This is a genomic window from Billgrantia kenyensis (assembly GCF_013697085.1).
Classification (GTDB): domain Bacteria; phylum Pseudomonadota; class Gammaproteobacteria; order Pseudomonadales; family Halomonadaceae; genus Halomonas; species Halomonas kenyensis.
Window position 1 is genome coordinate 59,245 of the sequence record NZ_JACEFT010000006.1, and the last position, 11,887, is coordinate 71,131.

Consider the following 11,887-nt stretch of genomic DNA (forward strand, 5'->3'; position numbering starts at 1 on the left):
ACCGATACCGACGCTCAGCCCAGGGCCAGCCAGCCCCCCACGCCTACCATCAGCGTTCCGGCAATGCGGTTGAGCAGGCGGACGTTGCCGCTCTCGCCGAGCACCCGACGCAGCCCCTTGCCGCCGACGGCATAGAGCAGCAGGCAGAGAAATTCGATGATCAGAATTATCGCGATCAAGATGGCCAACTGGCCACCAAGCGACCGTGAGGCATCGAGAAACGGCGGCAGCAGCGCAACGAAGAAAGCCCAGCCCTTGGGGTTGGCCACTGCGGTAACGAACCCCTGCAGCGCCAGTTGGCCACGCGAGACCCTGGGTAGCTCAACGTTTTCCAGCGGGATCGCCATGCGCCCACGCGAGCGCCACATCATCACGCCCAGGTAACCCAGATAGGCGCCCCCCACCCACTTGAACAAGGCGAAGAGCTCGGGCTGACGCAGCATCAGCGCGGCCACGCCGGCCCCGGCGGCAAGCGCCACCAGCCCGACCCCGACGAGCTCCCCGGCCATCATCCATAGCGTGCGCTTCACTCCTTGGGTCATGCCCAGCACCATCGATAGGGTCATGCACATGCCGGGCGTCAGCGAAACGAACAGAAAGGTCGGCACGAAAACCGACAGCAACGACAGCTTGATCACTTACTCCCCCCAGCGAGGCAGCATCCGGTGCTCGATGCCGAGCTGGTTGAGAATTCGCGCCACGATGAAGTCGACGAGATCTGCCACGCGCTCGGGCTTGTGATAGAAACCTGGCGCCGCAGGCAGTATCACCGCCCCCATGCGCGTCAGCGTGAGCATGTGCTCGAGGTGTATCGCCGACAGCGGCGTCTCGCGCGGCACCAGAATCAGCTGGCGGCGCTCCTTGAGGGCCACGTCAGCAGCACGCTCGATCAGGTTGTTGCTGGCACCGGTGGCCACTGCCGACAGCGTGCCGGTGGAGCAGGGACAGATCACCATGCGCGAAGGGGCTCCCGACCCCGAAGCCACCGGTGCCATCCAGTCCTCGCGAGCAAAGCAGCGGATCTGACCCGGCGCCGCCCCGCTACGCTCGGTGAGCGCGGCAGACAGCCGCTCGGGCCGCGCCGGGAGAGAAACATCGGTCTCGGTATCGATGACCAGATGGGCGGCCTTGGAGATCATCACCCACACCTCGTGCCGCGACGACACCAGCGCCTCGATCAGCCTCAGGCCGTACTGCGCACCGGAGGCGCCGGTGAGGGCCACCGTGACAGGTGGATGAAAGGCCGCCTCGTGCCTGGCGGCGGAGCTCTCCTCGTCCAGCGGCCCGGAGCTTGGCTTATCCAGCGGCCCGGAGCTTGGCTTATCCAACGGCCCGGAGCTTGGCTTATCCAACGGCCCGGAGCTTGCCTCAGCCATGAGCCACCTCGAGCGCTGCCAGCAACTTTTCATGGATGCCGCCAAAGCCGCCGTTGGACATCACCACGATCCTGTCGAGTGGCCGTGCCTCAGCGACAATCGCCGCCACCAGGGTGTCGATGTCCGCTTCGAGACACGCCGGGATGGGGCTGGCTTCGATGACCGACTCCAGCGGCCAGTCCAGGCCCGTGGGCTGGTACCAGTAAGCCTGGTCCGCAGCGGCGACACTGGCCGCCAGGCGTTCGCGCAGGCTACCCAGTCGCATGGTGTTGGAGCGTGGCTCGATGACTGCCAGCAGCCGACCGCGGGGGGTAGCGGCACGCAGCCCTTCGAGGGTCATGGCAAACGCGGTCGGATGGTGGGCGAAGTCATCGATGACCTGGATCCCCGCCACCTCGCCGCGCACCTCCTGGCGCCTGCGCGGCGTCTCGAAGCGCGCCAGTGCGGCACATCCCCGCGCCAGGTCGACACCGCAGGCGTGCGCCGCGGCAAGCGCGGCGAGGGCGTTGCGCGCATTGTGGCTACCGGTCAGTGTCCAGTCGACCACGGCGTCTTCGTTGACCTCACCCTGCTGGTGCACCACGCGAAAGCGCGACGCATCCTCCCGTTCCAGCTCCACTCGCCAGGGCGACTCCGCAGCGCAGCCAAAGCGCTCGACCGGCGTCCAGCACCCCATCTCCAGCACGCGCTCCAGCGCAGGCTCGCCATCGGCCAGCAGAATGCTTCCACGCCCCGGCACGGTGCGCACCAGATGATGGAACTGGCGCTCGATGGCGGCCAGGTCGGCAAAGATATCCGCGTGGTCGAACTCGAGATTGTTGAGAATGGCGATCTCGGGACGGTAGTGGACGAACTTGGAGCGCTTGTCGAAAAAGGCGGTGTCATACTCGTCGGCCTCGACGACGAAGGGCGCCCCAGAGCCACCGAGGCGTGCCGACACACCGAAATTGCGCGGCACCCCGCCAATCAGGAAGCCAGGCTCGAGGCCGGCCGACTCAAGCAACCAGGCGAGCAGGCTCGCCGTGGTGGTCTTGCCATGGGTGCCGGCCACGGCGATGACCCGCCGCCCCGGAAGCACCTGTTCCGCCAGCCACTGAGGGCCGGATACATAGGGCAATCCCAGATCGAGCAGTGCTTCAACCTCGGGGTTGCCACGGGATAGCGCATTGCCGACTACCACCAGGTCGGGCCGTGGGCTCAGGTTGGCCGGACCGTAGCCCTCATGCAGGGCGATACCCGCCTCCTCCAGCTGGGTACTCATGGGAGGGTAGGCACCGCTGTCCGAGCCGGTGACGGTATGGCCCAGATCACGCGCAAGCAGTGCCAGGCTACCCATGAAGGTGCCGCAGATACCGAGAATATGAACGTGCATGAATTCCGACCCTTTCACCGGGTAATGCAAGCAGGCACAGCCTGCCGTTAGGAAACCGGCAGACTAGCACGGCGCGGCGACAGCCCTCCAGCGGCGTGCAGGCTTGCTGCCTTTCGTCTAAAATATTTCGCCTTGTCATGAAGTACGAAACGGACCATTCCCCGCACGAGAGCAGGAGCCCATCAGTCCCATGGCCCAGCATAACGCCTTCTATGCCCAATCTGGCGGTGTCACCGCCGTGATCAACGCCAGCGCCTGCGGCGTGATCGAAGCCTGCCGACAACACTCCGACCGCATCGGCAAGGTCTATGCCGGCCACAATGGCATCATCGGCGCCTTGACCGAGGACCTGATCGATGTCAGCCAAGAATCGGACGAAGCGATTGCTGCCCTGCGTCATACACCAGGAGGCGCCTTCGGCTCATGCCGCTACAAGCTCAAGGATATCGAGAGTCACCGCACTCAGTACGAGCGGCTGATCGAGGTCTTCAAGGCCCATGACATCCGCTACTTCTTCTACAATGGCGGCGGCGACAGTGCAGATACCTGCCTCAAGGTGTCACAGCTGTCCGAGAAGATGGGCTATCCGCTGACCGCCATTCATGTCCCCAAGACCGTGGACAACGATCTGCCGATCACCGACAACTCTCCCGGCTTCGGCAGCGTGGCCAAGTACATCGCCACCTCCACCCTGGAGGCCTCACTGGACATCGCCTCCATGTGCGCCACTTCGACCAAGGTGTTCGTGCTCGAGGTGATGGGCCGCCACGCCGGCTGGATCGCCGCCGCCGGCGCGCTGGCCGGAGAGGGCGAAGGCGAGCCGCCCCATCTGGTGATCTTTCCCGAGGTACCCTTCGAGCGCAGCAAGGTGATGGCTCGCGTCGAGGAGTGCGTACAGAAGTACGGTTACTGCGTGATCGTCGTCTCCGAGGGTGCGCGCTACGAAGACGGCACCTTTCTTGCCGACTCCGGCAACACCGATGCCTTCGGCCATCGCCAGCTCGGCGGCGTGGCGCCGACCCTGGCCGGCATGGTCAAGCAGGATCTCGGCTACAAATACCACTGGGCGGTAGCCGACTACCTGCAACGGGCGGCACGGCACCTGGCCTCTCGCACCGACGTCGAGCAGGCTTATGCCGTGGGCCAGCAGGCCGTGGAGCTGGCCATCGCCGGGCAGAACGCCATGATGCCAGCCATCAAGCGAGTCAGCGATGCCCCCTACGAGTGGCGGATCGAGCCCGCTCCGCTGGCCGAGGTGGCCAACCGGGAGAAGTTCATGCCCAGCGAATACATCCGGGAAGACGGCTTCGGCATCACTGCTGCCTGCCGTCGCTACCTGGCCCCGCTGATACAGGGCGAGGACTACCCTCCTTTCGAGAACGGCCTGCCCAAGGTGGCGAACCTCAGGCTGGCCAAGGTCGAGCGCAAGCTACCCGACTTCAAGCTCTGAAAGCGCCTCGCCCCCTCAAGCTCGAGCCCCGACCCAGGTCGGGGCTCTGTTTTGTTCAGCGCAGCAGCCAGGAGAGCAGCAGCAACAGCAGCAGTATCGCGGCTATCCCCTGCCAGAAGTTGGCCGGGTCGCGCAGAAAACGGCGCGGGTCGCGCTGGCTTGGCTTGGCCCCTTCCCCCTGATGGCGCAAGGCATAGAGCAGCTCGGAAAGGCGTCGGAAGCGTAGCGAACGCTGCGGGTCCAGGGCCCGGCGCAGGGTATCGTCGAGCTGGGGAGACACCTCGGGATTGAAAAGCCTGGCGCTGCGGTACTCGAGCTGCTCGAGATCGGTATGGCTGCGCAGCTGCTCCGGCGTCAGCTCGTAGGGCAGCTCGCCGGTGAGCAGCCAATAGATGGTCGAGGCTAGAGAGTACTGGTCGCTGCGACGGCCAACGCTGTCATCCAGGGCATATTCGGGGGCACTGTGTTCCGACAGCCCGGTTTGCCGGGCCAGTTCGCGTGAACGCCTGTGACCATCCAGGTCGCGCATATGGCAGGCACTGAAGTCGGTCAGTACCACCTGACCATGGCTGTCGATCAGGATATTGTCGGGATGGATGCGCTGGTGCAGCAGATCTCGATGATGCAACGCCTGGATCGCCTTGCCCAGCTGCACGGCGATGTCGAGGCGCTGGGCCAGGCTGGCCTGAGGGTGGCGACGGGCCCACTCGGTGAGCGTCATGCCATCCACGTAGGCCATCAAGTAGTAGAGATAGCGACGCGAGCGGGAGGACTCCATGACCCGGGCCACGAACGGCGACTTGACCCGTTCGACCACCCACTGCTGGAGCAGAAAATGCTCGAGGTAGACATTGCGATTCGAGAGCTCCGGGCTCGGCGCCTTCATCACCATCTCGCGCTCGGTGTGGATATCGCGCACCCGATAGACCCGGGACTGGGCGGTCCGGGATAGCACCTCCTGCACTTCCAGGCCGTCGATGCGCTCTCCCGGCGAGAGCTCCGGCGGAATCGGCAGGTCGCCGTAGATACGCCCGGGGTGATCGCGCTCCAGCTCAGGCAGTTGATCGATACGCACCAGCTGGAAGCAGAACTGATCGGCCCCGTAACCGCGCTCCTGGGCCCGATCGCGAGCCACGGCAGCCAGCCGCTCGCAGGCAGCGTCGAGGTCGCTGGCGTCCTGCCGGATCGAACCGACATAGTCGGAAGGCATCAGCGTACCGCGGACTGCCTGGGTAGTGAAAACGAAGATGTCGCCCTGTTTAAGGGGCAACTGCAGATAATCGATATCGATACTGACATCCAGCCCCAACGCACGGGATGGATAGCGGTAGCCACCCAGGTCGGTAATGTGGTCTCGCGTGAGCTGCTCGAACTCGGCGCCGCGCAGGCGAAAGACGAGGGTATCCCCCATGTGGAAAAGATGGACTTCACGCCCGCGATAGACCATGGCCGACAGCGAAGCGACAAAGCTGCCGTTATCGACGAAATTGCTCTGGCTGTAGCACCAACCATTGAGCGCCCGCAGGACACGCGTGGCCGAGGTCTTGACATCCCAGTGATCCGGGGTGGAAAAGTAGTCGGCCAGAAAGCCCCTGACGCTGAGATCGCCGGCCTGCTTGGCAATGGCATTGCGCGAGCTGGTGTCGCTGATGACGGCGCAGGCCCCCTTGGCCACGAATTGCCCGCTATCGGCGGGAATCCGCACCGACATGGAGCTACGATGCCGCCGCCTGTCCGGGGCCACAAAGGCCTGCCCGACGCTCAGGCAGAGCCGGTTGGCCGGCAGGACACGCTCCTTCATGATATCGTCACTGATCACCGCTCGCTCCGATTGGCTGGCCGAACCGATTGACGTCAGCCATCATACACGGTTGTCGCTGCCACAACCTGTCAACCAAAGCCCAAGCCAGGCAGACTCTCACCTATGTCGCATTGCTAATCACCGGTCCAACTCCGTATAATTCTGCGCATTTTGCGGTCCTCAACTTTTCGCCAACGTAGGAAGCGAACATGCACTTCGACCAAATCCCCGCCGGCAAGGATCTGCCCAACGATATCTACGTCGCTATCGAGATCCCTTCCAACCACACCCCGGTCAAGTACGAGATCGACAAGGACAAGGGCGCTCTTCTGGTAGACCGCTTCCTGGCCACGCCGATGTTCTATCCGGCCAACTACGGCTTCATCCCCCACACCCTGGCCGATGACGGCGACCCGCTGGATGCGCTCGTAGTCACGCCCTACCCGGTACAGGCCGGCAGCATCATCCGCGCCCGCCCGGTCGGCATCCTCAACATGACCGACGAAGCTGGCGAGGACGCCAAGCTGGTCTGCGTACCGCACGCCAAGCTGACCTCGCTTTATGACGACGTCCAGGAAGTGACGGACCTGCCCGAACTGCTGCGCCAGCAGATTGCGCATTTCTTCGAGAACTACAAGGATCTCGAGAAGGGCAAGTGGGTCAAGGTAGAGTCCTGGGATGGCGCCGACGCTGCCCGCAAGGCCATCGAGAAGGCCGTGGCCGCCTACGAAAAGGCCTGAGCCAGTTTGCGCGTTTCGAACGGGCCGCCCAATGGGGCGGCCCGCCTGTTTCGTGCGACATAAAAGCGCAGGAGCAAGGTTTCTAACGCAGCCGCCGACTGGGTTATCCTAGAGCCATGGACAGCATGGATCCTGCGGGAACTCGGCGTATCGCTTCGGGTCTCTCGAACACCACGCCGGCCCGGCCTTGAATTATAGGAGCACCTGCGTTGACTAGCCCTCGCCTTGCCTTACGCCTGGTCTTGAGCCTGCTGCTGTGGCTGCCGCTCGTCGCCCAGGCTCAGTGGTTCTCCTCATCCTCGGGTAACCAGGGCGACTTTCTTCCGGTCATGGAGGCCTTCCAGCCCAGTGCTTGGCATGATGGCGAGACCCTTTACATCGGCTTCGAGAATGCCGAGGGCTACTACCTCTATCGCCACCAGCTCGGCGTAGAGAGTCGTGACGACTCGTTCGAGGTCGGCGAACCGACCATTCCGCCGGGCGAGTTCAGGAATGACGAATTCTTCGGCGATGTCTACGTTTTCTATGATCGTGTCGTTTTCGAGGCACCGCTGGAAGGCGCCGCCGACGGCCCCCTGGACATCACGGTGCGCTTTCAGGGCTGCGCCGACGCCGGGCTCTGCTACCCCCCGGAAAGAGTCGAACTGCAGGCGCCCGCCAGCGCCATGCCGGCCGCCTTTGCCGGCTGGCGTGATGGAGGAGGTGGCGAGGGGGGCTCTGCCGCAGGGTCCGCCCCGCCTGCACTGCAGAGCCAGGACGGCCGCTTCAGTGCCCTGATCGGCGAAGCCAGCCTGCCCATGGTCCTTGGCCTGTTCTTCCTCGCCGGGCTGGGCCTGACCTTCACCCCCTGCGTTCTGCCGATGGTGCCGATTCTTTCCTCGATCATCGTCGGCCAGAATCCCACCCGGCCTCGCGCCTTTGCGCTATCTGCCAGCTACGTCGGGGGCATGTCACTCACGTATGCCGCGGCCGGCGTACTCATGGGGCTGTTCGGGGCCGGCCTCAACCTGCAGGCACACCTGCAATCGGCACCTGTGCTGATCGTCTTCGCCACGCTGTTCGCTCTTTTCGCCCTGGCCATGTTCGGCACCTTCGATCTGCGCCTGCCGCCACGGCTGGCCACTCGAGTCGATGGCTGGCAGGCCCGCGCCCAACGCAGCGGGCCGCTGGGGCTAGCCGGCGCCGGATCGCTCTCGGTGCTGGTGGTATCACCCTGCGTCTCGGCGCCACTGGCCGGCGCCCTGGTGTTCATCTCCTCCACCGGCGATGCCGCCATGGGAGGCGCTGCCCTGCTCGCTCTCGGCCTCGGCATGGGTATTCCACTGCTGCTGGTAGGTACCTTCGGCGCCACCGCGCTGCCGCGCAGCGGCGCCTGGATGAATGGTGTCAAGATTGCCTTCGGCATACTGCTCCTGGGCGTGGCAGTCTGGCTAGTCGAGAGGCTTCTGCCCGCCTCCGTCAGCCTGCTGCTATGGGCGGCCCTGGCCGTTGGCAGCGCCCTCGCCCTGGGCGCTCTCTCGGTGAACCTGGCCCAGGGCTGGCCTCGGGTACGCCAGGCAGCGGGCCTGCTGCTGCTGGCATGGGGCATCGCCCTGGTATTCGGCGCGGCCATGGGAGGCAGCGATCCCCTGCGCCCACTGGCGACACACCCCACCTCCTCCCCCAGCCAGGAGAACATCGAGATCACTACCGTCGAGGACCTCGACGCCCTGCGCAGTGCGCTTCGCAACAGCTCCGGTCAGGAACAGCCCGCCTTCGTCCACTTCACGGCCGACTGGTGCATCTCGTGCAAGCAGATGGAGCGCCAAGTCTATCCTGACCCACAGGTGGCCGAGCAGCTGTCACAGTTTGCCCGCATCTATGTAGACGTGACTCGTACCGATGCTGCTACTCGCGAGCTTCTCGATCACTTCGGCCTGTTCGGTCCGCCGAGCCTGCTATTCTTCAGCGGGGAAGAAGAGGTCCGCGAAGCGCGTATCCAAGGCGAAGTGCGGGCGGGCGAGCTTGCCAGCCACCTGCAGGGCCTGCTCGACTGGCTCGAAGGCCAGGCCTCCACCCCTGAGGCTACCTGACTTCGGATGACGTAACCGAACGCCGTTCGACCGGCTGGACATCCCCGGCGATTTTAGGCACACTCCGCCAACAACGCTCTTTGAGGCCGATAGCGTCGGCAATGTTCATCATCTTGTCGCGATCTATCGAAAGTTGGCTTGGGTTAACAGCGCCCTTGCCAGCGCCATTTACCCACCGGTCGAGACTCAACATGGATATCCGTAAGGTCAAGAAGCTGATCGAGCTGCTCGAAGAATCCAACATCAGCGAAATCGAGATTCAGGAAGGCGAAGAGTCGGTGCGTATCAGCCGCCACCCCAACGGGGTGAGCTGGCCCCAGCCTCCCATGCCCCAGTATGCACCTGCTCAGGCCATGCCCAGCCAGCCGGCACCCGCTCCCGCTTCAGGCCCCGCCGAAGAACCCCCTGCGGCCGCCTACCAGGGGCACGCCTTGACCTCGCCCATGGTCGGCACCTTCTACCGCAGCCCGGCACCTGGCTCCAAGCCGTTCGTCGAGATCGGCCAGAACGTCAGGAAGGGCGAAACCGTGTGCATCGTCGAAGCCATGAAGATGATGAACCAGATCGAAGCCGATCGTGACGGCGTCATCGAGGCCATTCTGGTCGAGGACGGCGAGCCGGTCGAGTTCGACCAGCCGATGCTCGTCATTTCCTGATCTTTCACCGACACTGGCGGACTCCCTATGCTGGACAAGGTTCTCATCGCCAACCGCGGCGAGATCGCCCTGCGAATTCTGCGTGCCTGCAAGGAGCTGGGCATCAAGACCGTCGCGGTTCACTCCAAGGCCGACCGCGAACTGATGCACGTTCGCCTGGCCGACGAGGCCGTATGCATCGGCCCGGCCCCCTCGGCACAATCCTATCTGAACATTCCGGCGCTGATCAGCGCTGCGGAAGTGACCGATTCCAGTGCCATCCACCCCGGCTACGGCTTCCTCTCCGAGAATGCCAATTTCGCCGAGCAGGTGGAGCGCTCCGGCTTCGCGTTCATCGGTCCGCGGGCCGAGACCATCCGCCTGATGGGCGACAAGGTCAGCGCCATCGAAGCCATGAAGAAGGCCGGTGTACCCACCGTGCCCGGCTCCGACGGGCCGCTGGGTGACGACGAAGGCGACAACATGGCCATTGCCCGGCGCATCGGCTACCCCGTCATCATCAAGGCCGCCGCCGGTGGCGGCGGGCGCGGCATGCGTGTGGTGCACACCGAAGGCCACCTGCTCTCGGCGATCAACGTGACCCGTACCGAAGCGCATTCGGCCTTCGGCGACGGCACGGTATACATGGAGAAATTCCTCGAGCGGCCGCGTCACGTCGAGGTTCAGGTGCTGGCCGACGGCCAGGGCAATGCCATCCACCTCTATGATCGCGACTGCTCCCTGCAGCGCCGCCACCAGAAGGTACTGGAAGAGGCCCCTGCCCCGGGCATCGATCCCGAGGCACGTGCCAAGGTGCTCGAAGCCTGTCGCCAGGCCTGTATCGAGATCGACTATCGCGGCGCCGGCACCTTCGAGTTCCTCTACGAGGACGGCGAGTTCTTCTTCATCGAGATGAACACCCGGGTGCAGGTTGAGCACCCCGTCACCGAGATGGTGACCGGGATCGACATCGTGCGCGAGCAGCTCTGTATCGCCTCGGGCCTGCCACTGTCGATCCGCCAGGAAGACGTCAAGCTCAATGGCCACGCCTTCGAATGCCGCATCAATGCCGAAGACTCGCGTACCTTCATGCCCTCACCCGGCAAGGTCACGCTCTATCATCCCCCGGGCGGCCTCGGTGTGCGCATGGACTCGCATCTCTATACCGGCTACACGGTACCGCCTCACTACGACTCGCTGATCGGCAAGCTGATCACCTGGGGGGATAGCCGCGAGATCGCCCTCACGCGGATGCGCAACGGCCTCGACGAGCTGCTGGTGGAAGGCATCAAGACCAATACCGACCTGCACAAGGATCTGGTCCGTGATGGCCATTTCCAGCAGGGCGGCGTCAACATCCATTACCTGGAGAAGAAGCTCGGCTCCTAGGAAGCACTTCCCTGGTCCGCGCATCACTCCCGGCAGGGTGGCCACGGCCACCCTGCTTGCGTTCGTCACGGAGAACCCCATGCCCTGGCTGCAACTCAAGGCGCATATCGCCCCGGCACAGGCCGAACTGCTCGAGGAACTGCTGCTCGGCGAGGGCGCTACCGCCATCACCCTGCAGGATGCCCACGATGACCCTGTCTTCGAGCCCGAGCGCGGCACCACGCCGCTGTGGCACGAAACCGTGTTGACCGGTCTCTATGACGATCTCGAGGGCCTCGAGAGCATGCTGGAGCGCCTGGCCGCGGCCTGGGCCGAAACCCTGCCCGACGAGCCCTTCCCGGTCATCGAGCACGAGCTGCTGGCCGATCGCGACTGGGAGCGCGAGTGGATGGAGGATTTCCAGCCTCTGCGCATGGGTCAGCGGCTGTGGATCGTGCCCAGCTGGCACGAACCACCCGACCCGGATGCCGTCAACCTGCACCTGGATCCCGGCCTGGCCTTCGGCACCGGCACCCACCCCACCACGGCACTGTGCCTGGAATGGCTCGACGCCCTGGCGCTCGAGGGCGGCATCGACGGCACCGAAATGCTGGATGTGGGCTGCGGCTCGGGTATTCTCGCCATCGCCGCGCTGAAACTGGGGGCAGCAATGGCCATCGGCACCGACATCGACCCCCAGGCGTTGCAGGCCAGCCGTGACAACGCCGAACGCAACGATGTCGCGGACGCGCAGCTCACGCTCTACTATCCCGAGCAGCTCGAGGCCGGGCGACGCTTTCCACTGGTGGTGGCCAATATCCTCGCCGGCCCGCTGGTTGAACTGGCGCCAACCATTGCCGGTCACGTGGCGCCGGGCGGGCGGCTGGCACTGTCGGGAATTCTCGAACCCCAGGCCGATGAAGTCCTCGATGCCTATCGCCACCAGGGCCTGACGATGGATGAGCCGGAGGTGCGTGAAGGCTGGGTCAGGCTCAGCGGGCGACGCCAGGCCTGAACCCGGGCGGCACCTATTGCCAACTTCACCCTGCTCCTTCGGAGGCGTATGATATGCC

At 64.5% G+C, this 11,887-nt stretch carries 10 protein-coding genes; 6 read left to right on the forward strand and 4 right to left on the reverse strand.

The window, feature by feature from the left end; translation table 11 throughout:
- Positions 1-14: 14 nt before the first annotated feature.
- The 3 genes from H1D44_RS07405 to mpl are packed head-to-tail and all read right to left on the reverse strand — an operon-like array spanning position 15 to position 2,748.
- The gene (locus tag H1D44_RS07405; protein WP_181514208.1) at positions 15-638 is read right to left on the reverse strand and encodes a LysE family transporter; all 624 of its coding nucleotides are present in this window, start codon (positions 636-638) and stop codon (positions 15-17) included.
- Entirely contained in the window at positions 639-1,376 is a 738-nt protein-coding gene (locus H1D44_RS07410) for a flavin prenyltransferase UbiX (RefSeq protein WP_181514209.1), read from the reverse strand.
- Entirely contained in the window at positions 1,369-2,748 is a 1,380-nt protein-coding gene (gene mpl, locus H1D44_RS07415) for a UDP-N-acetylmuramate:L-alanyl-gamma-D-glutamyl-meso-diaminopimelate ligase (protein WP_181514210.1), read from the reverse strand. Before mpl ends, H1D44_RS07410 begins: the two co-directional genes overlap by 8 nt.
- Positions 2,749-2,938: 190 nt before the next feature.
- On the opposite strand from mpl, the gene H1D44_RS07420 reads away from it, so the two are divergent.
- Positions 2,939-4,198: a 6-phosphofructokinase gene (locus H1D44_RS07420; protein ID WP_181514211.1), complete on the forward strand. Its 1,260-nt coding sequence runs from the start codon at positions 2,939-2,941 to the stop codon at positions 4,196-4,198.
- 55 nt (positions 4,199-4,253) lie between these two features.
- Here the strand turns inward: H1D44_RS07420 and H1D44_RS07425 are convergent, their stop codons facing one another.
- The gene (locus H1D44_RS07425) at positions 4,254-5,999 is read right to left on the reverse strand and encodes a bifunctional protein-serine/threonine kinase/phosphatase (protein ID WP_422671660.1); all 1,746 of its coding nucleotides are present in this window, start codon (positions 5,997-5,999) and stop codon (positions 4,254-4,256) included.
- A gap of 209 nt (positions 6,000-6,208) precedes the next feature.
- Between H1D44_RS07425 and ppa the strand changes: the two genes are divergently transcribed.
- From ppa to prmA, 5 genes are all read left to right on the forward strand, one after another.
- Positions 6,209-6,739 (forward strand): inorganic diphosphatase, encoded by a 531-nt coding sequence (gene ppa, locus H1D44_RS07430; protein ID WP_181514212.1) that lies wholly within the window; start codon positions 6,209-6,211, stop codon positions 6,737-6,739.
- A 209-nt stretch (positions 6,740-6,948) separates the two neighbouring features.
- Positions 6,949-8,811 carry a protein-disulfide reductase DsbD gene (gene dsbD / locus H1D44_RS07435; RefSeq protein ID WP_181514213.1) on the forward strand — a complete coding sequence of 621 codons (1,863 nt, stop codon included), beginning with the start codon at positions 6,949-6,951 and terminating at the stop codon, positions 8,809-8,811.
- Between the two features lie 191 nt (positions 8,812-9,002).
- Positions 9,003-9,467 (forward strand): acetyl-CoA carboxylase biotin carboxyl carrier protein, encoded by a 465-nt coding sequence (gene accB / locus H1D44_RS07440; protein ID WP_181514214.1) that lies wholly within the window; start codon positions 9,003-9,005, stop codon positions 9,465-9,467.
- A 27-nt stretch (positions 9,468-9,494) separates the two neighbouring features.
- Positions 9,495-10,835, forward strand: a complete 1,341-nt coding sequence (gene accC / locus H1D44_RS07445; protein WP_181514215.1) for an acetyl-CoA carboxylase biotin carboxylase subunit — start codon at positions 9,495-9,497, stop codon at positions 10,833-10,835.
- A gap of 79 nt (positions 10,836-10,914) precedes the next feature.
- On the forward strand, positions 10,915-11,829 hold the full coding sequence (prmA, locus tag H1D44_RS07450) for a 50S ribosomal protein L11 methyltransferase (protein WP_181514216.1): 915 nt from the start codon (positions 10,915-10,917) through the stop codon (positions 11,827-11,829).
- Positions 11,830-11,887 lie beyond the last annotated feature (58 nt).